Consider the following 25380-nt stretch of genomic DNA (forward strand, 5'->3'; position numbering starts at 1 on the left):
CCCCGTGGTCACACTTTCACCCGTTCGGATTTGGGATCATACATTGGCTTGAGCGACGCCTCCGCCCGGACTTTCGTTCCACACACGTCGATCTCGTAGGTCGAGGCCAGCACGTCCGCGGCCTTTTCCCCCTCGCAGGGCACGTAACCCAAACCGATGGCGCCGCCCAGCATGTGGCCATAATTGCCTGAGCTGAGATAGCCCACATATTCACCGTCCCGAATGATCGGTTCATTGTGGAACAGCAACGGCTCGGGATCGGTCAGGCGGAATTGCACCAGGCGCGATTTCGGGCCGCTTTCCTTGCGCGCGATCACCGCCTCTCGGCCGATGAAATCGCAGCCCTTGTCCACCTTGACGGCAAAACCCAGCCCGGCATCTACCACGTGATCTTCGCAGGTGATGTCGTGGCCGAAATGGCGGAAGCCCTTTTCGATCCGGCAGCTGTCCATCATGTGCATGCCGCACAGCTTCAGCCCCATGTCCTGCCCCGCCTCGTGCAGCGTTTCAAAGACGTGGCCCGCCATGTCGGACGAGACGTAGATCTCCCAGCCCAGCTCGCCCACATAGGTCACGCGGTGGGCACGGGCGAGGCCCATGCCGATCTCGATTTCCTGCGCCGTGCCGAAGGGGTTTGCCGCGTTCGAGAAATCGTTGGGCGAGACTTTCTCCAGCAAGGCCCGTGAATTCGGGCCCATCACCGCCAGAACGCCCTCGGCCGCCGTGACATCGGTGATGACCACGTTGAAGTTCCCCGCGTGACGCATCATCCATGTCTGGTCCGCCAGGCGTGTCGCTGCCGGGGTGACCAACAGATAGGCGGTCTCGGAAAGGCGGGTGACGGTCACGTCGGCCTCAATCCCGCCGCGGCGGTTGAGGAACTGGGTATAGACGATCTTGCCCACGGGTACCGCATAGTCGCCGCCGCCGACATAGCTCATGAAGGCCTGCGCGTCGGGGCCTTCGACCCGGATCTTGCCGAAGGAAGACATGTCATACATGCCCACGTTCTCGCGCACCGCGCGGTGTTCGGCGGCCGAGTTCTCGAACCAGTTCTGGCGCTTCCAGCTGTAGCGGTATTCGCGCTCTTGCCCCTCATTGGCGAACCAGTTGGCGCGTTCCCAGCCGGCCAGTTCGCCGAACACGGCCCCGTGTTCTTTCAGGTGGTGGTGGAACGGCGTCCGGCGCACGCCGCGCGCCGTGGCCTTCTGGCGATAGGGGTAGTGGTCGGCATAGAGCAGGCCCAGCGTTTCCTTGGACCGCTCGAACAGATACTGCTTGTTGCCCTGAAAGGGCTGCATCCGGCTGATGTCCACGTCACCCAAGTCAAAGGGTTTTTCACCCGAATCCATCCATTCGGCCAGCGCCATGCCCGCGCCACCCGCCGACTGGATCCCGATCGAGTTGAAGCCTGCGGCGACCCAGACATTGTCCATCTCGGGCGCAAGCCCAAGGTGATAGGCATCGTCGGGCGTGAAGGACTCAGGGCCGTTGAAGAAGGTGTGGATACCTGCCTCGGCCAGCATCGGCATGCGGTTGCAGGCGGCCTCGAGGATCGGTTCGAAATGGTCGAAATCCTCGGGCAGCTGGTCGAATTCGAAGCTGTCGGGGATACCGTCCATCGCCCAGGGCTTGGCGTTGGGCTCGAAGGCGCCCAGCAGGATTTTGCCGGCGTCCTCCTTGTAATAGGCGCATTCGTCCGGCACCCGCAGCACCGGCAGCTGCGTCAGGCCGTCGATGTTCTCGGTAACGATGTAGAAATGTTCGCAGGCGTGCAGCGGCACGTTCACGCCCGCCATGCGGCCCACCTGATGACCCCACATGCCGGCGCAGTTGACCACCATGTCACACTCGATATGGCCCGAGGCGCTGCCGTCATCGGCCACCCAGTCCACGCCGGTAACTTTGCGGCCCTGCTTTGCGATCTCGGTGACCTTGACCCGTTCCTTGACGATGGCGCCGCGCTGACGGGCACCCTTGGCCAGCGCCAGCGCGATGTTGGCCGGGTCGCCCTGCCCGTCCAGAGGCAGATAGACCGCGCCCTTGACCCCATCCAGATTCAGATGCGGATACAGGTCGGCCACGCGCTCGTTCGAAATCTCCTCGACCTCGACCCCTAAGGCGCGGGCCATGGCGGCCTGGCGATAGATCTCTTCGCGGCGCTCGTCCGTCAGGGCCACGGTGATCGAGCCGCAGCGTTTGAAGCCGGTGGCGACGCCGGTTTCCTCCTCGAGCGCGCCATAGAGTTCCTGGCTGTATTTCGCCAGCTTGGTCATGTTGGCGGTGGCGCGCAGCTGCGCGATCAGGCCGGCCGCGTGCCAGGTGGTGCCCGAGGTGAGCTGCTTGCGCTCGAGCAGCACCACGTCTTTCCACCCCTTCTTGGTCAGGTGATAGGCGACCGAGCATCCGATCACGCCGCCGCCGATGATGACCACGCGGGCCTTGCTGGGAAGATCAACCATGCCGATGTCTCCGAATCTTGGGTATTGCGCGAAGTCTGCCACGGGAAGGCGGCAGGAAATCCATCAAAAACGTCACGAAATCGGCGATAATCACCGTGAGCCGGGTGCCCGCCTCCGACGTCGCATGGCGAAGGGGGTGACGCTGTAGACGCTTTTGTAGATGGTCGAGAACCCGTTCGGGAACCCGCAGGCCAGCCCGATCTCGCGCACGCTCAGGGTGGTGTTCAGCAGCAGGTTGTTGGCCTTGGCCAGACGCATTTCGCGATAGAATCCATTGGGCGTGGCGCCGAGATAAGTCCTGAACTTGCGCTCGAGCGAGCGGTTCGACAGGCCGAGTGCGGCGACGATCTCGTTGATCGGCACCGGGTCTTCGATATTGGCCTGCATGATCTTGATGCACTGGTCCAGCTTGTCGTCGCCGGTGGTGGTGGTCTTGACCCCCGAGAAGGGCTGCATCGAGCCGAAATCGCGGATGTTTTCGTGCAGCATGATGTCGGCGACGGTCATCTTGGCCGCGCCCGAGACATGCCGGCCGATCAGCGCCAGCGTCACGTCCACGGTCGCGCCCATTCCGGCGCAGGTGACGACGAGGCCGTGTTCGGTCGCGATCGAGAACTTGGCGTCGAAACCCGCCCCGCGCTCGCGCAGGAACGAGGCGTTTTCCCAATGCGTCGCGTGGTCCTCGGCGCCCTTGTCCTTGATGTAGCGGCTGGCGGCCTCGGCCAGCAGAAACACCTGCGCGCCGCGATGGGTATAGTCCGAGATCACCCGCGCAAGCGACAGGTCGGGGTGGTCGGGGTCGGTGTTGCCGATGACGAAGAGGTAATCCGCCCAAGGCTGCCGGATCACCGGCTCGGTCTCGACCCAGGCCCCGGCGCGGCAGGCGATCGTGCCGCCCCTGAGCGAGCGGTAGGTATAGGTGAAGGGCGGCACCGGGCAGACCCGGTTGGCGATGCGCAGCACGTCGGCCACCCCGGCCAGTTCGGTCAGCACGAAACCGTCGGCGACAAGGATGTCCACCTGCCATTGCCGTTCGGGATAGGGTGCCGTCCGCTCTGCCAAGCCCTTCCTCCTCAGACGATCCGGTGCCCCGCCGCGCGCAGGCGGCCCGCCAGTGCCTCGATGTGGTCGGGGCCGACCTCGCAGCAGCCGCCGAGGATCGTGGCCCCCTGCGCCACCCAGCCCATGGCGTGATCGGCATAGGCCTCTGGCCCCAGGTCCTGCCGCTGTTCCAGCGCATCCACCGTGGGCGCGTCCTGCAGAAAACCCTCGGAGATGCGGGTGAAGCCGTTGGCATAGGCGCCGAAGGGCCGCCCCAGCCCCTTGATGATCTCGAGCGCCGCCGGGATCGCCTCGGGACGGGAACAGTTGATCAGCACCGCCTCGGGGTCGTAGCGGTCCACCAAGGGCGCAATGTCGCCCAGCGCCTCGCCCGAGCGCAGGCGGGTGCCGTCGTCATCCGTCACGGTCAGCGCCAGCCAGACCGGCTTGCCGCAGGCTTGGGTGCCGCGCAGCGCGCCCTCGGCCTCCTGCACCGAGGACACGGTTTCGATCAGGAACAGATCGACGCGGTCGGCCATCAACTGCACGAGTTCGCGGAACTTTCCCGCCGCCTCGGCCGGGTCGGGGTTCAGGTCCGGGCGGTAGGAGGCCAGCAAAGTCCCCAGAGCGCCCGCGATACGGCCCTGTGGAAACTGGGCGCGGGCGCGTTCGGCCTGGGCCAGCGCGGTGTCGATCAAGATGGGCAGTTGGTCTTCCATGTCCACCCTGAGAAGGCGCGAGCGGTGCACGGCGTAGGTGTTGGTGGTCGCGATGGTGGCCCCGCGCCGGAAGTAATCCGCGTGAACCTCGCCCACCAGGTCGGGGTGGTCGATCATCACCCGCGTGGACCAGAGCGGCGTCGCCCGGTCGCCGCTGCGTTTCACCAGTTCCTGCCCGACCGAGCCATCCAGAAGCGTGATATCGGTCATGCGCGCCTCCTCACGGGATCAGCACCAGTTTGCCGGGAAAGGCCTTGGACTGGAAATCTTCCTGCGCCTTGGCGATGGCGCGCAGGGGGTAGGTTTTCGACACCAGCGGACGGATCCGGCCTGCATTGATCAGTTCGACAAGCCGGCCAAAGACCTCGAAAGCCTGATGGGTGCAGCCGTGGATGGTGATGTCGCGCAGGTAGATCTCGCGCAGGTCGGCCTGCACGATCGGCCCGGCGATGGCGCCCGAGACGGCATAGTGGCCGCCCGGTTTCAGCGCTTGGATCAGGCCGGGAAAAGCCGGGCCGCCGACCACGTCGATCACCACGTCGAAGCTGTCCTGCGGCAGCGGCGCGTTGCGCTCGAAGGTTTCCGAGGCCCCCTGCGCCCGGACGGTGTCCGCCTTGGCGGCGCTGGTGACGCCCGCAACCGAGGCCCCGCGCAGGGCGGCCAGCTGCACAGCCGCCAGCCCCACGCCGCCCGAAGCGCCGGTGATCAGCACCTTGTGCCCTGCGGTCACGCCCGCACGGGTCAGCAGGTTCTCGGCCGTGCCGAACGCGCAAGGAATAGCGGCGATTTCCACGTCCGACAGGGGCGAGGCGGTGACGTCATAGAGGTCATCGGCCTCGAGCAGGCAATATTGCGCAAAGGCCCCGTCGATTTCCGAGCCCAGCGCGATGAACCCCGTCGGGTTGCCGGGGCGCGGCCGCGGCAGGTTGATCGGGCAGGTCACGCGCTGGCCCGGTTTGAAGCCGGCACCGGGGCCGACCTGTTCGACGATGCCGCACAGGTCGCCCCCCTGAATGCGCGGGAACGAAAGGGCACCGCCCCAGCCTCCGGCCTCGACATCCTGATCCACCGCGTCGGTCGCGCCGGTCACCTCGGGGGCATACCAGCCGATGCGGGTGTTGATGTCGGTGTTGTTGACGCCGGCCGCGGCGACCCGCACCAGCACCTGCCCCGGCCCGGGGGCCGGAACAGGGATGTCTTCGCGCCATTCCAGCGCCTCTAGCCCGCCGTGCCGGGTCAGATAGACACCCTGCATGGTCTTGCTCATCGGTCGTGTCCTTTCGGCAATGGCGGGCCGGGCCGGGGGTCAGGCCCGCAGGCTTTCGTTCTCGGGGTCCCAGAGGGGTTTGTCCTCTTGAACCACGGCGCGGCATTTCTGACCATAGATTTCGACCTCAAGTTCGGTGCCCGGCACCGCCAGATCGCTGCGGACCATGCCCAGCGCGATCGAGGCGTTCACGCGATAGCCCCAGGCGCCCGAGGTGGTCTCGCCCACGATCTCGCCATCCTTCCAGATGCAGGACATGTAGGGCGCGTCGCAATCCCCGGCCTCGACGATCAGGGTGACGAAGCGTTTCTTGACGCCCTGCTGCTTTTCGGCCAGCAACGCGGCCTTGCCCGGGAAATCCTGCGGCTTGTCGAACTTGACGAAGCGCTCCAGCCCGCCTTCCAGCAGCGAATAGTCGGTGCTCAGATCGCCCTTCCACGCGCGATAGCCCTTTTCGATGCGCAGAGAGTTCAGCGCATACATGCCGAACGGCCTGGCCCCGGCAGCGAGGATCGCGTCATAGATCGCGGGCATGTGCTCGTTCAGCGCATGCACCTCCCAGCCCAGTTCACCGGCGAAGGAGACGCGGATCAGGTGGGCGGGTTGCCCCGCCACGGTGGCGGCCTGATGGGTCAGCCAGCCCAGCGAGAGGTCGGCATCGGTCAGGCCCGACAGGATCTCGCGCGATTTCGGCCCGGTCACGATCAGCGTGTCGCGGGTGGTGGTCACGTCCTCGACGGTGACGCCTGCGGGCATCGCGTTCATCAGGATGTCGCGGTCATGCCATTGCGCGGTGGCGGCGGTGATCATCACGAAGTCATCCTCGCCCAGACGCATGCAGGACATCTCGGTCAGGATGCGGCCGCGGTCGTCGGCGATGTAGACGAGGTTGATCCGCCCCACCTTGGGCAAGCCGCCGGTGACCAGCCCGCGCAGCGCCTCGGCCGCGCCCTCGCCCTTGACGACGAAGCGCGAGAAACCCGGCAGGTCAAGCACGCCGCAATGGTCGCGCACGGCCTCGCACTCCTCCTTGATGCGCTGCTCCCACGGGCCCGAGCGGCCCCAGGTGTGGGTGCTTTCCTCGGAGGTGTCATCCCCCGGCTGCGCGAACCAGTTGGCGCGCTCCCAGCCGTTGTAGACCCCCATGACACCGCCCAGTTCCTTGACCTTGGCATGCACCGGCGAGAGCTTCTTGTCGCGCGCGGCGGGCCATTCGTGATGGGGGAAGTGCATGGCGTATTCGTTGCCATAGACCTCCATGCCCTTCTGGTTGCAGTAGTCCTGACCGGTGTAGTCGGTGTAGCGGCGCGGATCGACGGCCCACATGTCCCATTCGGTGTGGCCGTCCACGATCCATTCGGCCAGCACCTTGCCGGCGCCACCGCCCTGGGCGATGCCGAAGGTGAAGGTGTGCGCCTCGAAGGCGTTCTTGACCCCTGGCATCGGCCCGATCAGCGGCAGGCCATCGGGCGCATAGGGGATCGGCCCGTTGATCACGCGGCCCACGCCCGAGGTCGCCATCAGCGGCACCCGCTCCATCGCGTCGGTGACGATGTCCTCGATCCGGTCCAGATCGTCGTTCCACAGCTGGAAGCTGAAGTCCTCGGGCATCGGGTCGTCCTCGGTCATCCAGTGCCCCTTGCAGTTGGGCTCGTAGGGGCCGAGGTTGAAGCCGTTCTTCTCCTGCCGCAGGTAGTAGGAGACATCCACGTCGCGCAGCAGCGGCAACTTGCCGCCGTTTTTCTTCGACCAAGCCTCGACCTCGGGGATTTCCTCGGTCAGCAGGTACTGGTGGCTCATGACCATCGCGGGCACGGTGCGGCCGCCGAAGGGTTTGAACCATTCGCCCACGCGCTGTGCGTAGTAGCCGGCGGCGTTGACGACATAGTCGCAGTCGATGTCGCCCTTTTCGGTATGCACGGTCCAGGTGCCGTCCTCGTGCTGGGTGACGCCGGTGGCCGGGCAGAAGCGGATGATCTTCTGCCCCATGTCGCGCGCGCCCTTGGCCAGCGCCTGGGTCAGCTGCGCCGGGTCGATATCGCCGTCGGTCGGGTCATACAGAACCCCGACCAGATCATGCAGTTCCAGGAACGGGTACCGCTCCTTGGCCTGTTCCGGCGTCCAGATCTCCATCGGGATGCCCTGATAGCGGCCCATGGCGGCGGCGCGTTCGAATTCCTGCATCCGCTCTTTGCTGTGGGCCAGCCGGATCGAGCCGGTGACGTGGTAGTTCATCGGGTAATCGACCTCGTCGGCCAGGCGCGAATACAGTTCGGTCGAATAGCGCTGCATGTTCATGATCGCCCACGAGGTCGAGAAGGTCGGCACGTTGCCCGCCGCGTGCCAGGTCGAGCCGGCGGTCAGCTCGTTCTTTTCCAGCAGAACGCAGTCGGTCCAGCCCTTCTTGGCCAGATGGTACAGCGACGAGGCCCCCACCACGCCGCCACCGATGATGACCACGCGGGCCTTTGTCGGAAAATCACTCATTGGTTTTGCTCCCTGTCAGACTGCCGCGCGCGGCATCACGTTTTTCCCGCCGGGGTCGTGCTGGTGCCCAGCAAGATCCCGTAGATGATGAAACAGGTGGCCATGACCCGGCGCACCCATGTGTTGAACACCGCCCCCAGCGCCGCCTTGCCCATCAGCGCACCCAGCAGGGTGAAGCCCGTATAGCTGAGCGTGGTGACGGTCAGCGCGGTCGGCACGATCACGGCCATCTGCTGCCAGATCGGCACGTCCGGCTGCACGAATTGCGAAAAGGCGGCCAGATAGCCCGCGACGCTTTTGGGGTTGATCGTCGCCACCGCCAGCGCGTGCAGATAGACATGCCGCGCCGGACGTTCGGCTGCGGGGGCGGGCTGCCCGGCGTTGATCCAGCCGCGCACGCCGACATAGATCAGGAACCCCGCCCCGATCAGCTTGGCGATGAAGAACCCGGTGGGCGAGGCCGCGATCAGCGCCGTCACCCCCAGCGCCGAGAGGATCAGGAAGGCGCCGGCCTGCGTCAGGATCGCCAGCACCCCCAGCATCGCCTTGGGCAAGGGCAGGCTCATCCCGTTCGAGATGCAGTTGACCGCGTTCGGCCCCGGCGTGGTGACGAACACCACCCAGAACAGCGCGAATATGGTCCAGGCCTCAAAGCTCATCAGTACACCGGCGGGGCGATGACCCAGATGGCGACGGCGGGTTCGTCATATGGGTTCGCCCAGTGATAGGGTTCGTGCTTGATGCGGAAACTGTCGCCCGGCCCAACGGTGAAGCTGCGCCCGCCGATCGTCAGATCCAGGTGGCCCGAAATCATGTAGCCCACCTCTTGCGTCGGCCGGTCGGCCGGGGTCTGCATCCGCGAACGGGGCTGAAAGGTCGAATGCACCATCTCGAAATCGTCGGTCAGATCGGGCGAGAGCAATTCCTCGATCAGCCCTTCCTCGCCCGAGCCCATCGGACGGCGCGATCCGGCGCGCACGACATAGCCCAGCTCGTCCGGTGTTACGCCTGTATGCGCGAACAGCATCGACATCGGCACGCCCAAACATTCCGCGATCTGGCGCAGGTCGGAAATCGACGGCTCGGACAGATCGCGCTCGACCTGACTGAGCCAGCCAACCGACCGATCCAGCCGCCTGGCCACATCCGTCAGCGTCAGCCCGCGCGATTTGCGCAAGGCCCGGATGTCGGCCCCCAATGTTGCCCCGGTCTGCCCCTGATCGTCCACGTCACCCTCGTGAAATTTTCGCGTTGATTTTCACGATCACCCGAATCGATGAAAAAACCAAGCAATTTTTCACTTCCGAACATGGGGCCACTCGGGTAAGGCGCGGACATGTGGATCGCCATCGCATATCTGTGGGCCATCAACGGGCTAACCCTTGTGGTTTTCGGCTGGGACAAGCTGCAGGCGCGCCGGCGCAGGCGGCGCGTGCCCGAGCGGTGGCTGCTGCGGCTGGCCCTGCTGGGCGGCAGCCCCGGCGCGCTGCTGGGCAGTTGGGTGTTCAACCACAAGACCCGCAAATCGCGGATCAGGATCAGCCTGTATGCCATCGTGCTGCTGCAGGTCGCCGCAGCGTGGCTGTATCTGACGCACGGCGCGGCTTGAACTGGCAATCGCGGGCCGGATCGGGCAAAGCTGCGGCATGATCGACAGAACTTCCTCTCAATCGCTGGCCGTCGGGTCGGTGGCCGTCGCGTTGCTGGTGCTGGCGCTCAAGATCTGGGCCTGGCGATTGACCGGATCGGTCGCGTTGTATTCCGACGCGATGGAATCGCTGGTCAATGTCGTGGCCGCACTGCTGGCGTGGTTTGCCATCCGCATGGCCGAGCGCCCGGCCGACACCAACCACCCGTTCGGGCACCACAAGGCCGAGAACTTCTCGGCCATCGCCGAAGGCACCCTGATCGTGCTGGCCGCGATCCTGATCCTGCAAGAAGCCTGGGGCGCGCTGTTCGCCCCGCATCTCGATCAGCTTGGTCCGGTCGGGTTGGCCGTCAACGCCGCGGCCATGGTGTTGAACCTGATCTGGGCGCGGGTGCTGATCGCGGCGGGCGGGCGGCGGCGGTCACCGGCCATGACGGCCAACGGACGCCACCTGATGACCGATGTCTGGACCTCGGCCGGGGTCTTGCTGGGGCTTGTGCTGGTGCTGCTGACGGGCTGGGCCGTTCTCGATCCACTGCTGGCCATCGTGGTCGCCGCAAACATCCTGCGCGAGGGCTGGAAGGTCATCTTCCATTCGGCCGGCGACCTGATGGATTCCGCAGCCCACAGAGACGACACGGACATCATCGAAGAGGCCGTGCGCAACTCGTCCCAAGGCGCGCTGCAGATCCACGACCTGCGCACGCGCCGGGCCGGCAAGGCGGTGTTCATCGAATTTCACCTTGTGGTGGACCGCAACATGTCGGTGGGCGAGGCGCATGACATCTGCGACGCGATCGAGGACGCCATCGCCGAGAAGCTGCCCGAGGCCCGCACCGTCATCCACGTGGAGCCGGACACCAAGCTGGAAGCGACCGGCATCAAGCCGGAATAAGCCTCAGATCCGCCCGAAGACCTGCGCCAGGATTTGCGACAGCGCATCCGCATCGGCCTGGGTGAACGCATCGGGCTGGTCGCTGTCGATGTCGAACACGGCGATGATCCGGTCCGCGCCGTCCCGCACCGGCAAAACCAGTTCCGACCGGGTCGAGGACGCACAGGCGATATGGCCGTCGAACGCGTCCACATCCGGAACCAGCTGTACCTCGCCGGTGCGCGCCGCCGCCCCGCAGACCCCGCGCGAAAACGGGATCACCAGGCATCCGTGTCCGCCCTGATAAGGCCCGATCTTCAGCACTCCGGGTTCGGTGACGCGGTAGAAACCGGTCCAGTCAAAACGATCATCGGCGTGATGCACCTCGCAGGTGACGGTGGCCATCAGCGCGATCGGATCGGTCTCGCCTTCGGTCAGCGCGGCGATGGTCTTGGCAAGGGTGTCATAGTCTGCGGTCATGGTCGGGCCTGTCGTAAACACGGTGCTGGGGGCGCCGCCCCCTGCCGAGCCTGAGGCTCAAGTCACCTACGCACTATGTGCAAACGGGCGAAGGGTCAAACCCGTTCGATGGCGATCGCGGTGCCTTCGCCCCCGCCGATGCAGATGGCCGCCACGCCGCGCCGCAGGCCGCGTTTTTCCAATGCGTTGAGCAGCGTGACCATGATCCGCGCGCCCGAAGCCCCGATGGGGTGACCCAGGGCACAGGCCCCGCCATTCACGTTCACCTTGTCGCGTGGCAGCCCCATTTCGTGCATGAAGGCCATGGGTACGACGGCAAAGGCCTCGTTCACCTCCCACAGGTCCACGTCATCCTTGCTCCAGCCGATCCGCTCCAGCAGCTTCTGCGCGGCCGGAACCGGGGCGGTGGTGAACAGGCCCGGCGCCTGGGCGTGGCTGGCATGGCCCAGAATGCGCGCGCGCACGTTCAGGCCGCGAGCCTCGGCCACATCCGCCGACGCCAGAACCAGCGCCGCGGCGCCGTCCGAGATCGACGAGGCGTTGGCCGCCGTCACGGTACCGTCCTTGCGGAAGGCGGGCTTGAGCGTCGGGATCTTCTCGGGGCGGGCCGATTGGGGCTGTTCATCCGCGTCCTGAGTGACCTCGCCCTTGCGGGTCTTGACCGTCACCGCCGCGATTTCACCGTCGAACGCACCGCTGGCCTGCGCCTCAAGCGCGTTCGACAGCGATTTCAGCGCGTATTCGTCCTGAGCCTCGCGGGTGAACTGATAGGCTTCGGCGCAATCCTCGGCAAAGGTGCCCATCAGGCGGCCCTTGTCATAGGCGTCCTCGAGCCCGTCCAGAAACATGTGGTCGATCACCTGGGAATGCCCGATCCGCGCGCCGCCGCGCATCTTGGGCAGCAGATAGGGCGCGTTGGTCATGCTCTCCATGCCGCCGGCGACCATGAGGTGGGCATGGCCCAGCGCGATCTGGTCAAACGCCATCATGGCGGCCTTCATGCCCGACCCGCACATCTTGTTCAGCGTCGTGGCCGGAACCTCTTGGCCCAGCCCCGCCGCGAACCCGGCCTGACGCGCCGGCGCCTGGCCCTGCCCGGCGGGCAGGACGCAGCCCATCAGAACCTCATCCACGGTCTGCGTGTTGGCGTTGTCCAACGCAGCGCGGATGGCAACACCGCCCAATTCGGCCGCGGGCACCCCGTCAAACATTCCTTGGAAACCACCCATCGGGGTCCGGGCGGCCCCGGCGATCACGACCTCTTTCATGCGACTCCTCCTGTGTTGGGCCCTTGGATACAGAATCGTAAGAATTGCCGTCTAGCGTATTTCTACGATCGACTTTCAATTGTGGAGGGTGGCCTTTTGGCACTGAGCAGCAATACGACCGGCGAAACTCAGGTGATCCGGGTCGATGCAGACCGAATCGATGCTGCCATGGCGATTCAGTTCAAGGAGAACATGCGCCTTGAAACCGACTCCGGCGCGCGGCGCGTGATCCTGGACCTGTCGGCGGTAGAGTTCATCGACTCGAGCGGGCTGGGCGCGATCGTCGCATCCATGAAGCAACTGGGCGGCGATCGCAGGCTGGATCTGGCCGGGCTTCAGCCGGTGGTCGAAAAGGTCTTTCGGCTGACCCGAATGGACACCGTCTTTCGACTGTTTCCCAACCTGGACGACGCGCTGGCCGCGCAATCGGAGTGAAACGGCACATTGGGTGAGATTGCGTGACTGTCAACTGCAAGAACGGCGGAATGGATCTGAGCTTTGCCGCCAACGAGGCCGATGCAAGCACCGCAATCGCCTGTCTGCATGGCAGCCTCGCCGCGCTTGGCGTGCCGCATCAGCGCAACTGCGACGTGAAGATCGCGCTGGCCGAGGCCATCAACAACGTCGTCGAGCACGCCTATGCCGGCAATCCTCAAGGCCGCGTGCAGGTGCGGGCCACGATGGATCGAAACGGCCTGAGCATCCTGATCACCGATCGTGGCCGACCTCTGCCCGGACTGCGCATCCCGGACGGCATTCCGGCCAGCGTCGAGACAGCACGCGAGGATCTGCCCGAAGGCGGATTCGGTTGGTTCTTGATCCGTCAGCTCTGCGACAATGTTCGGTACGATCGGACCGACGGTGAAAACCGCCTGAGGCTGTCTTTCGCCTTCTCGCCGGCTGAAAAGCGGCCACAATAAAGCCCAGATCGAACCATTGTTGCGCCCAAAAGCGGGATCATACAAAAAGGGTAGCTCAGATAGCTTCCCTCGGCGCCACTGTCACAGCCCCCACCCAGTGAATGGCGCCGAGGACTTCCCCCCTCCCCCCTATGGACAAAGATGCACAGCCGACTAGTGTCGTCGCGACAACCGCAGGGGGCATCATGCGCGACTTTCATTTTCCCGGCCGGTCCGAGGTTCTGGCAACCGACGGAATGTGCGCGACCTCGCATCCCCTGGCCGCCAAGGTCGCCCTGGACATACTGGGCCAAGGCGGAAACGCCATGGATGCGGCCATTGCCGCCGCCGTGCTTCTGGGCATCTGCGAGCCGCAGATGACGGGTTTGGGCGGCGACTGCTTTGTTCTGTACAACCGTGCCGGCGAGAGCGACGTCCACGCATTGAACGGATCGGGCCGCGCACCGGCGGCCGCTTCGGCCGAGCGCCTGCGGCAGCAGGGCTTTGACGCCGTTCCGCTGACCAGCCCGCATGCGGTGACGATCCCCGGGGCCGTGGACGCATTCTGTCATCTCTCCCGCACCGAGGGCCGGTTGGGGCTCGATGAGATTCTGAAGCCCGCCATACACTATGCCGAGGTCGGCATACCGGTTGCGCCGCGCGTCGCCCATGATTGGGCGCGCGACGCCGGAACCCTTCAAGGGGCCGCCCGAAGCCATTTTCTGATCGACGGCAAGGCCCCGCAGGTGGGGCGAATGTTCCGCGCCCCCGGCCAGGCCGAAGTTCTGCGCCGGATTGCCCGCGACGGAAGGGATGCCTTCTATACCGGCGAAATCGCCGACGACATGCTGACCACGCTGCAAAATCTTGGCGGTGTCCACACGGGCGAGGATTTCGAACGGACGACCTGCACACCGACGCTGCCCATCGGCGGAACCTACAAGGACGTCGAACTCTTGGAGCACCCGCCCAACGGACAGGGCGCGACGGCCATTCTGCTGCTGAACATCCTTCGGCATTTCGATATCGCCAAAATGGACCCGTGGGGGGCCGCCCGCGTTCACATCGAAGCCGAAGCGACCAAGCTGGCCTACGAGGCGCGCAACCGCTTCATCGCGGACCCTGACCGGTCGCAGCAACTGGATTGGATGCTGGACCCGAAGACCGCCGCAGAGCTTGCCGACCGGATCGACCCCAATCGGGCCATGCCGTCGGCCGCCCCGATCGTCGAGGCCGTTCACAAGGACACGGTCTATGTCACGGTCGTGGATCGCGACCGGATGGCCGTTTCGCTGATCTATTCCATCTTCAACGGTTTCGGCTCGGGGATCGCCTCGGAAAGGTTCGGCATCCTGCTGCAGAGCCGAGGAGCCGGGTTCACCCTGCAGTCCGGCCACCCCAACGAAATGGGCGGCGGAAAACGCCCCATGCACACGATCATCCCCGGCATGCTGTGCGTCGACGGTGAGCCCGCCATGCCCTTCGGCGTGATGGGCGGCGCCTATCAACCGACCGGGCACGCCAGGCTTGTGTCAAACCTGACCGATTTCAGGCTGGACCTTCAAACCGCCATCGACGCGCCCAGAGCCTTTGCCGACGGCGGCGTTCTGAAAATGGAGCCGGGATATCAAGACAGAACAAGGAAACAATTGGCAGATCTTGGGCACAATGTGACGATTACAGAAACGCCACTGGGGGGCGCCCAAGCGATCAGAATCCGAAGCGACGGCATTCTGGAAGGCGCAAGCGACCCGCGAAAGGATGGGTGCGCCCTGGGGTTCTGACGTTCTCAGCCCCTCGGCGCAGCCTAGTTCAGCTGGAAATGCAGCGGGTAGGCACCATCCTGGAACGGCCCGAACATATTGGGAATATCGGGGTGATCCACCGGTTCTCCCGACTGGTCTTCCACCAGATTTTGTTCGGAAACGTAAGCAACATAAAAGGATTGGTCGTTCTCGGCCAGCAGGTGGTAGAATGGCTGATCCTTGACCGGGCGGCTTTCCTCGGGAATGGCCTGATACCATTCCTCGGTGTTGGAAAACTCGGGATCCACGTCGAAGATCACCCCTCGAAAAGGATGCTTCCGGTGGCGCACCACCTGACCCAGACAGTACTTGGCTTGCGTCTTCAACATTTCTTTTGCCCCCACATACCTTTCTACCCGTTTCGGGGCGGAAATGCCAATAATTGATCCAAATCTGCAGGAAACAGTCTGTGGCGGCAATAGTGACAGTCCCCTGCCGCAAAGTGGCTGAACACCCGGTCAACCCGTTGATCAGCGCCCATTTCCAGCGGAGATTCCGCGACGATTGTCGTTTCCCCGGCCTTCAATCTGCGCTAGAATAGCCAAAAAGGCACGAGGCACATGAGCAGAAAACTTCTCGTACTCTTCGGGGTGCTGCTTTTGGCATCCTGTGGCGGCGGGCAGCGTCCGCCGACAAATCTTGACGACGCCTGCGCCATCGCGCGCGAGCGGCCCGACATGATCAAGGCGTTCAAAAGCACCGAGCGCAAATGGGGCGTGCCCGTTCATGTCCAGATGGCCACCATCTATCAGGAAAGCCGCTATCGCCATGACGCGCGGACCCCGCACAAATACGTGCTGGGCGTGATCCCGATGGGTCGTCAAAGCAGCGCATATGGCTACAGCCAGGCGCTGGATGGCACGTGGGAGCAATATCAACGTGAAACCGGCAAGCGTCGGGCCAAACGGGACCGCATCCGCGACGCGTCGGATTTCGTGGGCTGGTACATGAACAAAAGCCGCGAGCGGAACGGGATCTCGCCCGCCGATGCGCGCAACCAGTACCTGGCCTATCACGAAGGGCACACCGGATATGCCCGCGGCAGCCATTACGGCAAGACCTGGTTGTTGAACGTCGCCAATGACGTGGATGCACGCGCGCGGATGTACCAGGCTCAGTTGTCGAACTGCCATTATTGAACCTCGCCGCGGGTCAGCGATCGTCTGACCCGCGCCGCGCCTTGTTCGAAAACAGATCGCTGTCGACCCGCACATTGCTGTCCAGCGGCCCAAGCAACACGGTGGTCTGGCCGCCCGCGCTGTCGTGAATGACCCATTTCCGCAGTTCGATCGGATCGCTGGTGAACATCAGCTCGATCCGACCGGCGTCGGGGTTCTTGGGATCCTGTGCGGTCACGACCGTGGCGGTGCCATCGAACGTATGCCCCACCACCATATCGGCCTGTGACAGGTTCACGTTGCGCGCCAGAACCAGCGACAGCGGCGTGCGCTTCAGCGGATACTGCTCGGGCGGCTGGTTCGACTTGGGGTCGAACACCATCACGGTGCCGGCGTTGGCCAGCACGACCGCGCTGTTGGGCGGATCATATTCGAACCGCATCTTGCCGGGGCGCTGCAACCACAGCCTGCCGGTGCTCAGCGATCCGTCATCGTTGACCTGGGTGAATGTCGTCTGAACGGTTTTCAGACCGTTCAGATAGTTCGAGATCTGCGACAAGGGCAGCTTGTCGGCAGCCCAAGCCGCCGGGGCAGCCAGGGCAAAAGCAAGGGCGAAGGCAATCTGTTTCATGTCACCCAGATATGCGCTTTGCCCTTGTTATTGAATATCCTACTGCTCCGGGACGAGGATTTCGCGTTTGCCCACGTGATTTGCCGCCGAAACAACGCCTTCCTCCTCCATCTGCTCGACCAGCCGTGCGGCCTTGTTGTAGCCGATGGCAAGTTTCCGCTGGATGTACGAGGTCGAACACTTGCGATCCTTGATCACGATGGCAACCGCCTGATCGTACAGCGCATCCTCGCCATTGGTGTTGCCGCCGGTGTTCAGGCCCAGAACCGCATCGATATTGTCGGCCTTGTCCTCGGACGGGCCGTCCAGCACGCTGCCGACATAGTCGGGCGGGCCGAACTGCTTGAGGTGGTTCACGACTTCCTCGACCTCTTCATCCGACACGAATGGCCCGTGGCAGCGGGTGATCTTGGCGCCACCGGCCATGTACAGCATGTCGCCCTGGCCCAGCAGCTGCTCGGCGCCCATTTCTCCCAGGATCGTGCGGCTGTCGACCTTGGACGTCACCTGGAACGAGATCCGGGTGGGGAAGTTGGCCTTGATCGTGCCGGTGATGACATCGACGGACGGTCGCTGCGTGGCCATGATCAGGTGGATGCCCGAGGCCCGTGCCATCTGCGCCAGACGCTGGATGCAGGCCTCGATTTCCTTGCCCGCCACCATCATCAGGTCAGCCATCTCGTCGACGATGACGACGATATAGGGCATGGCCTTGGGTTCGAATTCCTCGGTCTCGAAGATCGGCTCTCCGGTTTCGTCGTCAAACCCGGTCTGGACCGTGCGGCTGAACATCTCGCCCTTGGCCAGCGCGTCCTTCACGCGACCGTTGTAGCCGGCGATGTTGCGCACGCCCATCTTGGACATCTTGCGATAACGGTCCTCCATCTCGCCCACGACCCATTTCAGGGCGACCACCGCCTTTTTCGGGTCGGTCACGACCGGAGACAACAGATGCGGGATGCCGTCATAGACCGACAGTTCCAGCATCTTGGGGTCGATCATGATCAGGCGGCATTCGTCCGGTGTCAGCTTGTACAGCAGCGACAGGATCATCGTGTTGATCGCCACCGACTTGCCCGAGCCGGTCGTCCCCGCGATCAGCAGGTGGGGCATCTTGGCCAGGTTGGCCACCACGGATTCACCGCCGATATCCTTGCCCAGCGCCAGCGGCAGCGCGTGGTTGCCGTCGCCGAAATCGCGGCTGGCCAGGATTTCGCGCAGGACCACCATCTCGCGGTTCTCGTTGGGCAGTTCGATGCCGATGACCGAGCGCCCGGGCACCGTCGACACCCGCGCCGACAGCGCCGACATCGACCGGGCGATGTCATCGGCCAGACCGATGACGCGGCTGGCCTTCAGGCCCGGCGCGGGCTCCAGTTCGTACATGGTGACGACGGGGCCGGGGCGCACGCTGACGATTTCGCCCTTGACGCCATAGTCGTCCAGCACGTTTTCCAGCATCCGCGCGTTCTCCTCCAGCGCCTCGTCGCTCAGGTGATGGCGCGGAATGCCGGCCGGGTTGGTCAGCAGGCTGAGCGGCGGCAGTTCGAAATCCGAATGCCGCTCTTCGAAGGACAGGCTGGGCTGGGCCTCGGCCTGAGCCCGCCGCGACGGCAGGACGTTGCGCCGGACGGGTTGCGCCACAACCGGCTTGCGCGGTTCGGCAACCGGGATCTTCATTGCCGGGCGCGGTGGGGCGACTGGTTCCGAGGCATCCTCGAACACCTGGTCGTCGTCGATATCCTCGGGCGCATAGGCCGAGAGCGGGTCTTCCGCGAACGTCTCCATTTCCGCAGAAGGCTGGGCCGGGTGACCGGTCAACGGCGGCTCGGGTGGAAGCGCGTCCGCAGTCAGCGGAGGCTCGGGTGGGAGGGTTCCCGCACGCGGCGCGTTCAGGATCAGCGGATCGGGGCCACGGCCGCGCCCCTTGGTCAGCGGGCGGTTCGGATCGGGCTCGGGCGCGATTTCTCCGGTGGCGACCTTGCGGTTTCGGATCACCGCGGAAATCTTCGAGCGGATCCGGTCCTCGCCCGGCATCTCGTCATATCCGGTGACGGGTTCCGGGTCGACCAGTTCGGGTTCGGGCATCGGCTCGGGGCGGCGGATCAGGCCGGGCATGCGTGCAAGCAGGCCCGTCTTGACGGGCTCGGGGGCTGCGATCTCGGGCTCTTCAAAGACCGGGTCGGCATAGGCCAGGTCATCCTCGAACGCGGCACCGGCGGCCTGCGTCGCCCGGCGTTCCTGCCATTTTTCCCGGCGCGCCTGCGCAGCGCGGGCGGTGGCCGAGGCCCCCTGCCCCAGCGCGGTCAGCGCCATGTCATAGGCCACCACCAGACCCAGCAGGAAAGCCCGGACCCCGCGCCGGACATCCGATTTGGTGAAGCCCAGCACGAAAACGCCCAGCGCCAGCATGCCGACCGCCATGGCCAGCGACATCAACTTGACCATGAAATGCGACGAAATCGGCAACAGCGTCAGCAGCGCCCCCAACACCGTATCGCCGAACAGACCGCCCAGGCCAAAGCTGTGCGTCGCGCGCCATTCCGCGCCGGGCACCAGCGTTGCGGCATAGACCGAAAGGACGGCGATCCAGATCGGCCCGAAAATCAGGCGGGCCACGGCGCGATCCTCGCCGAAATGGCCGGCGAACCGCACGCCCCAGCCGACCAGCACCAGCGCGATGCCAAGGCTGCCCCAACCCACGATCATGAACAACGGGGCGGCGATCGAGGCGCCGAACCGGCCCAGCCAGTTCTGCACCGGCGCGTCGGTCGAGACCATCCAGTTCGGATCATCCGGCGTGTAGGACCAGATCATCGCCGCGGCGGCCAGGCCGGCCAGAATCAGGGCGATCCCGATCAGTTCCTTGCTGCGCCGCTCGATCGCGGCGTGGGTGGTGCTGTCCAACAATGGGTCGCGGTTGCGCGCGTTGTAAGATGCCATCTGCCCTCGTACCTCACGAATAGATGCAGTCGCGGAGCGTGATCAGCCCGCGCTGCATCTGTGTTTTTGGGGCCACCAACGCGACCCTGATAAAGCCTTTGCCCGGGTTCTGCCCCGGATCCCCTTGTGAAAGATATGCGCCCGGCAGGACCCGAACCCCGGTTTCCCGCCACAGCTTCAATGCGGCCTGCTCGCCATCTTCGACGGGCAGCCAAAGAAAGAACCCCGCCTCGGGCGGCATATAGCCCTGAACGCCCGCAAACACCTGATCGGCGATGGCGTATTTTTCCTGATACAGCGCGCGGTTTTCCTGAACATGCGTCTCGTCGGCCCAGACCCTGGCCGCAGCGGCCTGCAACGGCAGCGGCAAGGGCGCCCCGGCATAGGCGCGCAACTGCTTGACCCGCTTGATGCTTTCCGGCCCACCCGCGATCAGCCCCGACCGCAGCCCCGCCAGGTTCGAGCGTTTCGACAGCGAGTTGAACAGCGTGATCCGCTCGGGGTCGGCGCCCAGCTCCCGCGCGACGGTCAGGATGCCGGTGGGCGGCGCGTCGCGGTAGATCTCGGAATAGCACTCGTCGGCGAAGATGCGGAAATCGTACCGCTCGGCCAGCCGGATCAGCTCGGCCCAGTAGTCGCGCGAGGCGACGGCACCCTGCGGGTTGGCGGGCGAACAGATATAGGCCACGGCGGTGCGGTTCAGCACATCCTCTGGCAGGCCGGCATAGTCCGGAAGATGCCCGGTGGCCGCGGTGGCCGGCACGAAATACGGCTGCGCCCCGACCGAGATCGAGGCCACCATGTAGACCTGGTAGAACGGGTTGGGGCACAAAACGATCGGCTGCTGGCCGTTCTTCTGTTCGGGGCAAAGCGCCATGGCGGCGTTGTACAACCCCTCGCGCGTGCCGTTCAGCGCCATGATGTTTGTCTCGGGGTCCATCCGCACGCCATAGCGGCGGTCGATCCAGTCGGCGATGGCCCCGCGCAGCGCGTCGGACCCCTCGTTCGGCGGGTATTTCTGAAATCCGGCGGCATTTTCCACGATGACATCGGTCACCCAGGGCGGGAAATCATGCTTGGGCTCGCCAATCGTCATATGCACGACATCGCCGCCCGGCGCGTGATGGTCGAGCAGGGCGCGTAGACGCGGAAAAGCATAGGCCGGTAGGTTCGAAAACCGCTCGGGGAAATTCATGACTGCTGCCTCGATACCGGGATCATTGGCGCCCCGGTTTTCCAGCAGATTACAGGCCGAACCCCCGCGCGTCCAGACAAAGAGGTTCCGAATCAGGGGATTGTGGCATTCAGGTCAGAACCGCCTCGGCCGCCGCACCCAGCCGCAAAAGCGCCTCTTCCGAACCCGGATAACCCAGCATCATCAGCCCGCAGGACGGTGTCTTGGTGGGCAGCGACAGCGCCGCCAGCCCCATCAGGTTGCCGATCCGGGTGTTGCGCAGGGCCAGAAGGTTCTCGGTGACGTAGTAGTCATGGTCGTTCATCAGCCGATCCAGATCCGGCGGCAGGATCGGCGCGGTGGGGGCCAGAACCGCGTCAAAGCCGGCGGTGGCCGCGTCCCAGGCCGATCGGCAGGCCTTCAGGCGCGACCACGCGGCCACGTAATCCGGGCCGGAATGGCCCTTGCCCGCGCGGAACCGTCCAAGGATCTCGGGATACATCGCCTCGGGGTTGGCCTCGATCACGTCGCGCCACAGGCCATAGGCTTCGGTGGTGTAAAGGACACCGGACAGGCCCATCGCCTCGGCCAGTTCCGGCACCTCCAGCGGCACGATCTCGGCCCCGGCATCGCGCAGGCGGTCCAGCGCCTCGGCATGGGCCTGGCGTGGCGCGTCGCGCAGATCGTCCTGCGCGATGGTCTGCAGATCGGCAAACCGCCGCCCCTTCAGGCTGGCACCCCGCAGATCGGTCGGCGTTCCGCCCTCCAGCAGCGCCAGCATCTGCGCCGCATCCTCGACCGACCGCACCAGCGGGCCGACCGTGTCGAACCGCAGGCACAGCGGCACCACGCCCTCAAGGCTCAGCCGCCCCGAGGTGGTTTTCAGCCCAACCAAGTCGTTCCACGCGGCCGGAATGCGCACCGATCCGCCCGTGTCCGAGCCGATTCCGCAAGCCGCCAGACCAAAGGCCACCGACGCCGCCGCGCCCGAGGACGACCCGCCCGGAACCGCCTTTTCGTCATTCACGCAGGGCGGCGTCGCGGTGACGGGGTTCAGGCCAAGCCCCGAGAAGGCCAGTTCGCTCATATGCGTCTTGCCCAGACAGACCGCGCCCATGGCCGTCGCGTTGCGCAGAACGGTTGCGTCATGGTCAGGCACCCGGCCGCGCAGCAGGGCCGATCCGGCCTCGGTTCCGATCCCGGCGGTGTCGAACAGATCCTTCCAGCTGATCGGCACCCCATCCAGCAGGGAGCGGCGCAGACCCTGGGCCGCCCGTTCCCTGGCCGCGCGGGCTTCGGCGCGGGCGCGGTCATGCGTGACGCGGGCATAGATGCGGTCGCGGTGCGGATGGGCGTCGATGGCCGCCAGATAGACCTCGGTCAGCTCCTCGGGATCGATCTGACCCATGCCGATCCCCCGGCCCAGGTCACATGCCGTCATGGTCAGCCAGCCCTGCATCTTTGCCCCCTTGTCGGAAAAATTCGCGTTTCGGCGACGGTAGCGACAGGACTGCACATGGACAATCCCGAAAGGGCGCGCATATTGCACCGCATGACACAGGTTTCCGATATCTTGATCGTGGGCGGCGGACTGAACGGCCCCGCCCTGGCGCTGGCGCTGGCGCAAACCGGGCACAGCGTTACCGTGATCGACGCGCTGGCCGAGAAGGTGCGCAAGAACGCGGCGTTCGACGGGCGTGCCTATGCGCTGGCGCTGGCCTCGCAACGATTGCTGGCCGCGATCGGCGTCTGGGAGCGGGTTGCGGACCATGCCCAGCCGATGTTGGAGATCAAGGTCACCGATGGCCATGCGGGGGCCGGACCCTCGCCGTTCTTCATGCATTTCGACCATGCCGAGATCGAGGAAGGTCCGATGGGCTATATGATCGAGGACCGTCACCTGCGGCGCGCGTTTCTTGCGGCGATGGAGGCAGAACCGGCGATCACCCGTGTGGATGGCAAAACCGTGGTTGCGCAGGAAACCGGGCCTGGCGGCGTAACCGTGACGCTGGATGACGGATCGGCCCTGTCCGGTCGGCTTTTGGTGGGGTGCGACGGCCGCCGCAGCGGCACCGCCGCCCGCGCCGGGATCAAGCGGACCGGATGGGACTACGGCCAGACCGCGCTGGTCTGTGCCATCGAACACGACCTGCCGCATCACGGCATCGCACATCAGTTCTTCATGCCCCCCGGACCGCTGGCGATCCTGCCGCTGACCGGCAACCGCAGCTCGATCGTCTGGAGCGAACGCTCTGACACCGCGCAGCGCATCAACGCGCTGGACGAGGCCAAGTACCTTCAGGTTCTGCGGCCCAGATTCGGCGATTTTCTGGGGGACATCCGCCTGCAGGGCGATCGGTTCACCTATCCGCTGAACCTGACCATCGCCAATTTCTTCATCGCCGAGCGGCTGGCGCTGGTGGGTGATGCGGCCCATGGCATGCACCCGATCGCCGGTCAGGGGCTGAACGCCGGGCTGCGCGACGTCGGCGCTCTGGCCGAGGTGCTGACACTGGCCGGGCGACGCGGTGAGGACATCGGCTCGGTGCTGGTTCTGGAGCGCTACCAGGAATGGCGCCGCTTCGACACGGCGGCCCTGGCAATGGCGACGGATGTGTTCAACAAGCTGTTTTCGAACGACAATCCGATCCTGCGGCTGGGGCGGGACATCGGCATGGGCATCGTCGGCTCCCTGCCCGGCCTGCGCCGCGGCTTCGTGCGCGAGGCCGCCGGGTTGACCGGCGACCTGCCCAAGTTGCTGCAGGGTCGGCCGATCTAGTCCAGCTTGCGCGCCTCGTCCACCAGCATCACCGGAATCCCGTTGCGGATCGGAAAGGCCAGACCAGCGGCTTTCGAGACCAACTCCTGCCGTTCGGCGTCATATTCCAGCGTGGTATGAGTCTGCGGGCAGATCAGCGCCTCGAGCATGCGGCGGTCGAATCCCGGTTCCGTTTCAGTCATTGCAGTTGTTCCTCGTTTGAACCCCCGCGCAGCGAGAATTCGATCAGTGTGACCAGCGTTTCGCGCCGGGTGCGCAGGCAGGGCGCCTCGAGCAGGGCCTGCTTGTCCTCGGGGTCGAAATCCAGAAGCATAGACAGGGAATTGACCAGCAATTCGTCATCCGCCTCGTTCAGCGTCTCCCAATCCGTCGAGAGCGCACGGGCCGAGAAATACCTTTCGAGCAAGCGCAGAAAGGCCGACCGGTCGAACCCGGCATCCGCCTCGCCCTGACCCAGGTCGCGGTCGAACCCCTCCCAGGTGACGGCACAGCGACGATAGGGCGTGAACCCCTCGACCTCGGACTGAATGCGGAACCGCGACACGCCGGTCAGCGTGATCAGATAGCGCCCGTCCTCGGTTTCGGAAAACTGGGTGACGCGTCCGGCGCAGCCGATGCGGTGCAGCCGCGCCCCGTCGCCGGGGCATGGGTTCGGTTGAACCATGCCGATCAGCCGTTCCTTGGTTTTCAGGGCATCGTCCAGCATCTGCAGGTAGCGCGGCTCGAAAATATGCAGCGGCAGCCGGGACCGGGGCAGCAAAAGGGCCCCGGGCAACGGGAACACGGGCACCGTGTCCGGCAGATCGGCGGGATGCATCATATATTGTGTTCTAGCTCTGATATGCGATCAGGCAAATATCATCGAGGTCAGCCTGCGCCGTCCGTTCAGCACGATCGGGTCATTCGGCTTGAGCGCGTCGAAGATCGTCAACAGCTGGGTCTTGGCGGCCCCGTCATTCCATTCGCGGTCGCGGCGGAACAGCTCCAGCAGCTGATCGACCGCCTCGGCGGCCTTGCCGTTGGCATAGAGCGCCTGCGCCAGATCGAACCGGGCCTGATGGTTGTCGGGGTCGGCCTCGACCGCTGCGGTCAGTTCGGCCACCGGGCCGGCATCGGCGGCCTGCTTGGCCAGTTCCAACTGGGCATGGGCGGCCTCCAATTCGGCCGCCGTCGAGATTTCGGCCGGTGCGCCGTTCAGGATGGCCTCGGCCTGTTCCAGATCACCCATCGCGATATGTGCCCGCACCAGTCCGCCATAGGCTGCGGCATGGTTCGGGTCTTCGCCCAGGATGGCGGCAAAGGTCTGGGCGGCATCCACCGCGGCGCCTTCGGCCAGCATCTCTTCGGCGGCTTCCACGGCCTCGTCCAGCTGCCCGCCGGGGCTCTGGCCGCCCGCGGCCTCGATCACGCGGTCGATGAACGCCTTGATCTCGGAGCCGGGCAGCGCGCCCTGGAACCCGTCGATCGGCTGACCCTTGAAAAAGGCATAGACGGTCGGGATCGACTGGATGCGCATCTGCGACGCGATCATCTGCGCTTCGTCCACGTTGATCTTGACCATTTTCACCGCGCCCTTGGCGGCGGTCACGGCCTGTTCCAAGGCCGGGCCCAGCGTTTTGCACGGGCCGCACCACGGCGCCCAGAAATCCACGATCACCGGGGTTTCCTGCGACGCTTCGACGACATCGGCCATGAACGTGGCCTCGGTTCCGTCCTTGATCAGATCGGTGGCGGCGGGGTTGCCTGCGCCGTTCAGAAGTTCCATGGCACTCACTCTCCGGTATT

At 65.1% G+C, this 25380-nt stretch carries 24 protein-coding genes; 7 read left to right on the top strand and 17 right to left on the bottom strand.

Annotated features, from left to right (window positions below; translation table 11 throughout):
- Positions 1–8: 8 nt before the first annotated feature.
- From F3H26_RS07520 to F3H26_RS07550, 7 genes are all read right to left on the bottom strand, one after another.
- Positions 9–2462 (bottom strand): GcvT family protein, encoded by a 2454-nt coding sequence (locus tag F3H26_RS07520; protein WP_149775440.1) that lies wholly within the window; start codon positions 2460–2462, stop codon positions 9–11.
- A gap of 90 nt (positions 2463–2552) precedes the next feature.
- Complete coding sequence (locus tag F3H26_RS07525) at positions 2553–3524, bottom strand: GlxA family transcriptional regulator (protein ID WP_149775441.1); 972 nt, start codon at positions 3522–3524, stop codon at positions 2553–2555.
- A gap of 11 nt (positions 3525–3535) precedes the next feature.
- Positions 3536–4432, bottom strand: coding sequence for a homocysteine S-methyltransferase family protein (locus F3H26_RS07530; protein WP_149775442.1), 897 nt, complete (start codon positions 4430–4432; stop codon positions 3536–3538).
- A 10-nt stretch (positions 4433–4442) separates the two neighbouring features.
- Positions 4443–5489, bottom strand: coding sequence for an alcohol dehydrogenase family protein (locus F3H26_RS07535; RefSeq protein WP_149775443.1), 1047 nt, complete (start codon positions 5487–5489; stop codon positions 4443–4445).
- 39 nt (positions 5490–5528) lie between these two features.
- Entirely contained in the window at positions 5529–7976 is a 2448-nt protein-coding gene (locus F3H26_RS07540) for a GcvT family protein (RefSeq protein WP_149775444.1), read from the bottom strand.
- 35 nt (positions 7977–8011) lie between these two features.
- Positions 8012–8635 carry a LysE family translocator gene (locus tag F3H26_RS07545; RefSeq protein ID WP_149775445.1) on the bottom strand — a complete coding sequence of 208 codons (624 nt, stop codon included), beginning with the start codon at positions 8633–8635 and terminating at the stop codon, positions 8012–8014.
- Positions 8635–9204 carry a helix-turn-helix domain-containing protein gene (locus F3H26_RS07550; RefSeq protein ID WP_149775446.1) on the bottom strand — a complete coding sequence of 190 codons (570 nt, stop codon included), beginning with the start codon at positions 9202–9204 and terminating at the stop codon, positions 8635–8637. The genes F3H26_RS07545 and F3H26_RS07550 overlap by 1 nt, the downstream gene beginning before the upstream one ends.
- Before the next feature lie 108 nt (positions 9205–9312).
- On the opposite strand from F3H26_RS07550, the gene F3H26_RS07555 reads away from it, so the two are divergent.
- Positions 9313–9585, top strand: coding sequence for a DUF1294 domain-containing protein (locus F3H26_RS07555; RefSeq protein WP_149775447.1), 273 nt, complete (start codon positions 9313–9315; stop codon positions 9583–9585).
- A 37-nt stretch (positions 9586–9622) separates the two neighbouring features.
- Complete coding sequence (locus F3H26_RS07560; protein WP_149775448.1) at positions 9623–10519, top strand: cation diffusion facilitator family transporter; 897 nt, start codon at positions 9623–9625, stop codon at positions 10517–10519.
- A 3-nt stretch (positions 10520–10522) separates the two neighbouring features.
- On the opposite strand, the gene F3H26_RS07565 is transcribed toward F3H26_RS07560, so the two are convergent.
- Both F3H26_RS07565 and F3H26_RS07570 read right to left on the bottom strand, forming a co-directional pair.
- Positions 10523–10978 (bottom strand): GAF domain-containing protein, encoded by a 456-nt coding sequence (locus F3H26_RS07565; RefSeq protein WP_149775449.1) that lies wholly within the window; start codon positions 10976–10978, stop codon positions 10523–10525.
- A gap of 95 nt (positions 10979–11073) precedes the next feature.
- Entirely contained in the window at positions 11074–12246 is a 1173-nt protein-coding gene (locus F3H26_RS07570) for a thiolase family protein (protein WP_149775450.1), read from the bottom strand.
- 96 nt (positions 12247–12342) lie between these two features.
- On the opposite strand from F3H26_RS07570, the gene F3H26_RS07575 reads away from it, so the two are divergent.
- The 3 genes from F3H26_RS07575 to F3H26_RS07585 all read left to right on the top strand — a co-directional run bounded on the left by F3H26_RS07575 (position 12343) and on the right by F3H26_RS07585 (position 14929).
- Positions 12343–12681: an STAS domain-containing protein gene (locus F3H26_RS07575; RefSeq protein ID WP_149775451.1), complete on the top strand. Its 339-nt coding sequence runs from the start codon at positions 12343–12345 to the stop codon at positions 12679–12681.
- A 23-nt stretch (positions 12682–12704) separates the two neighbouring features.
- Positions 12705–13166, top strand: a complete 462-nt coding sequence (locus tag F3H26_RS07580) for an ATP-binding protein (protein ID WP_223162461.1) — start codon at positions 12705–12707, stop codon at positions 13164–13166.
- Between the two features lie 185 nt (positions 13167–13351).
- The gene (locus F3H26_RS07585) at positions 13352–14929 is read left to right on the top strand and encodes a gamma-glutamyltransferase family protein (protein WP_149775452.1); all 1578 of its coding nucleotides are present in this window, start codon (positions 13352–13354) and stop codon (positions 14927–14929) included.
- Between the two features lie 23 nt (positions 14930–14952).
- Here the strand turns inward: F3H26_RS07585 and hspQ are convergent, their stop codons facing one another.
- Positions 14953–15279, bottom strand: a complete 327-nt coding sequence (hspQ, locus tag F3H26_RS07590) for a heat shock protein HspQ (protein ID WP_149775453.1) — start codon at positions 15277–15279, stop codon at positions 14953–14955.
- A 231-nt stretch (positions 15280–15510) separates the two neighbouring features.
- Between hspQ and F3H26_RS07595 the strand changes: the two genes are divergently transcribed.
- Complete coding sequence (locus tag F3H26_RS07595) at positions 15511–16089, top strand: transglycosylase SLT domain-containing protein (RefSeq protein ID WP_149775454.1); 579 nt, start codon at positions 15511–15513, stop codon at positions 16087–16089.
- Between the two features lie 13 nt (positions 16090–16102).
- Here the strand turns inward: F3H26_RS07595 and F3H26_RS07600 are convergent, their stop codons facing one another.
- The 4 genes from F3H26_RS07600 to F3H26_RS07615 form a co-directional block, all read right to left on the bottom strand.
- Positions 16103–16699: a LolA family protein gene (locus tag F3H26_RS07600; RefSeq protein WP_149775455.1), complete on the bottom strand. Its 597-nt coding sequence runs from the start codon at positions 16697–16699 to the stop codon at positions 16103–16105.
- A gap of 39 nt (positions 16700–16738) precedes the next feature.
- Positions 16739–19642: a DNA translocase FtsK gene (locus F3H26_RS07605; protein ID WP_149775456.1), complete on the bottom strand. Its 2904-nt coding sequence runs from the start codon at positions 19640–19642 to the stop codon at positions 16739–16741.
- Positions 19643–19655: 13 nt separating this feature from the next.
- Positions 19656–20837 carry an aminotransferase class I/II-fold pyridoxal phosphate-dependent enzyme gene (locus tag F3H26_RS07610; RefSeq protein WP_149775457.1) on the bottom strand — a complete coding sequence of 394 codons (1182 nt, stop codon included), beginning with the start codon at positions 20835–20837 and terminating at the stop codon, positions 19656–19658.
- A 109-nt stretch (positions 20838–20946) separates the two neighbouring features.
- Positions 20947–22275 (bottom strand): amidase, encoded by a 1329-nt coding sequence (locus F3H26_RS07615; protein WP_149775458.1) that lies wholly within the window; start codon positions 22273–22275, stop codon positions 20947–20949.
- Positions 22276–22368: 93 nt separating this feature from the next.
- Here F3H26_RS07615 and F3H26_RS07620 point away from each other — a divergent pair, with 93 nt between their 5' ends.
- Positions 22369–23595 (top strand): FAD-dependent monooxygenase, encoded by a 1227-nt coding sequence (locus tag F3H26_RS07620; RefSeq protein WP_149775459.1) that lies wholly within the window; start codon positions 22369–22371, stop codon positions 23593–23595.
- Here the strand turns inward: F3H26_RS07620 and F3H26_RS07625 are convergent.
- From F3H26_RS07625 to F3H26_RS07635, 3 genes are read right to left on the bottom strand one after another with little or no spacing between them, the layout of a single operon-like run.
- The gene (locus F3H26_RS07625) at positions 23592–23777 is read right to left on the bottom strand and encodes a Trm112 family protein (protein WP_149775460.1); all 186 of its coding nucleotides are present in this window, start codon (positions 23775–23777) and stop codon (positions 23592–23594) included. The two genes, F3H26_RS07620 and F3H26_RS07625, sit on opposite strands and share 4 nt — an antisense overlap.
- Positions 23774–24415 carry an LON peptidase substrate-binding domain-containing protein gene (locus F3H26_RS07630; protein WP_149775461.1) on the bottom strand — a complete coding sequence of 214 codons (642 nt, stop codon included), beginning with the start codon at positions 24413–24415 and terminating at the stop codon, positions 23774–23776. Before F3H26_RS07630 ends, F3H26_RS07625 begins: the two co-directional genes overlap by 4 nt.
- Positions 24416–24442: 27 nt before the next feature.
- Positions 24443–25360 (bottom strand): thioredoxin family protein, encoded by a 918-nt coding sequence (locus tag F3H26_RS07635; RefSeq protein ID WP_149775462.1) that lies wholly within the window; start codon positions 25358–25360, stop codon positions 24443–24445.
- Between the last annotated feature and the right edge of the window lie 20 nt (positions 25361–25380).

The organism is Ruegeria intermedia, from assembly GCF_900129345.1.
GTDB classification, from domain to species: Bacteria; Pseudomonadota; Alphaproteobacteria; order Rhodobacterales; family Rhodobacteraceae; genus Ruegeria; species Ruegeria intermedia.

Bases quoted from the DNA above. Each gene is read 5' to 3' on its own strand.
- F3H26_RS07520 (WP_149775440.1), bottom strand. From the start codon at position 2,462: ATGGTTGATCTTCCCAGCAAGGCCCGCGTGGTCATCATCGGCGGCGGC.
- F3H26_RS07530 (WP_149775442.1), bottom strand. From the start codon at position 4,432: ATGACCGATATCACGCTTCTGGATGGCTCGGTCGGGCAGGAACTGGTG.
- F3H26_RS07535 (WP_149775443.1), bottom strand. From the start codon at position 5,489: ATGAGCAAGACCATGCAGGGTGTCTATCTGACCCGGCACGGCGGGCTA.
- F3H26_RS07540 (WP_149775444.1), bottom strand. From the start codon at position 7,976: ATGAGTGATTTTCCGACAAAGGCCCGCGTGGTCATCATCGGTGGCGGC.
- F3H26_RS07545 (WP_149775445.1), bottom strand. From the start codon at position 8,635: ATGAGCTTTGAGGCCTGGACCATATTCGCGCTGTTCTGGGTGGTGTTC.
- F3H26_RS07555 (WP_149775447.1), top strand. From the start codon at position 9,313: ATGTGGATCGCCATCGCATATCTGTGGGCCATCAACGGGCTAACCCTT.
- F3H26_RS07560 (WP_149775448.1), top strand. From the start codon at position 9,623: ATGATCGACAGAACTTCCTCTCAATCGCTGGCCGTCGGGTCGGTGGCC.
- F3H26_RS07565 (WP_149775449.1), bottom strand. From the start codon at position 10,978: ATGACCGCAGACTATGACACCCTTGCCAAGACCATCGCCGCGCTGACC.
- F3H26_RS07570 (WP_149775450.1), bottom strand. From the start codon at position 12,246: ATGAAAGAGGTCGTGATCGCCGGGGCCGCCCGGACCCCGATGGGTGGT.
- F3H26_RS07585 (WP_149775452.1), top strand. From the start codon at position 13,352: ATGCGCGACTTTCATTTTCCCGGCCGGTCCGAGGTTCTGGCAACCGAC.
- hspQ (WP_149775453.1), bottom strand. From the start codon at position 15,279: ATGTTGAAGACGCAAGCCAAGTACTGTCTGGGTCAGGTGGTGCGCCAC.
- F3H26_RS07595 (WP_149775454.1), top strand. From the start codon at position 15,511: ATGAGCAGAAAACTTCTCGTACTCTTCGGGGTGCTGCTTTTGGCATCC.
- F3H26_RS07600 (WP_149775455.1), bottom strand. From the start codon at position 16,699: ATGAAACAGATTGCCTTCGCCCTTGCTTTTGCCCTGGCTGCCCCGGCG.
- F3H26_RS07605 (WP_149775456.1), bottom strand. From the start codon at position 19,642: ATGGCATCTTACAACGCGCGCAACCGCGACCCATTGTTGGACAGCACC.
- F3H26_RS07610 (WP_149775457.1), bottom strand. From the start codon at position 20,837: ATGAATTTCCCCGAGCGGTTTTCGAACCTACCGGCCTATGCTTTTCCG.
- F3H26_RS07615 (WP_149775458.1), bottom strand. From the start codon at position 22,275: ATGCAGGGCTGGCTGACCATGACGGCATGTGACCTGGGCCGGGGGATC.
- F3H26_RS07620 (WP_149775459.1), top strand. From the start codon at position 22,369: ATGACACAGGTTTCCGATATCTTGATCGTGGGCGGCGGACTGAACGGC.
- F3H26_RS07625 (WP_149775460.1), bottom strand. From the start codon at position 23,777: ATGACTGAAACGGAACCGGGATTCGACCGCCGCATGCTCGAGGCGCTG.
- F3H26_RS07630 (WP_149775461.1), bottom strand. From the start codon at position 24,415: ATGATGCATCCCGCCGATCTGCCGGACACGGTGCCCGTGTTCCCGTTG.
- F3H26_RS07635 (WP_149775462.1), bottom strand. From the start codon at position 25,360: ATGGAACTTCTGAACGGCGCAGGCAACCCCGCCGCCACCGATCTGATC.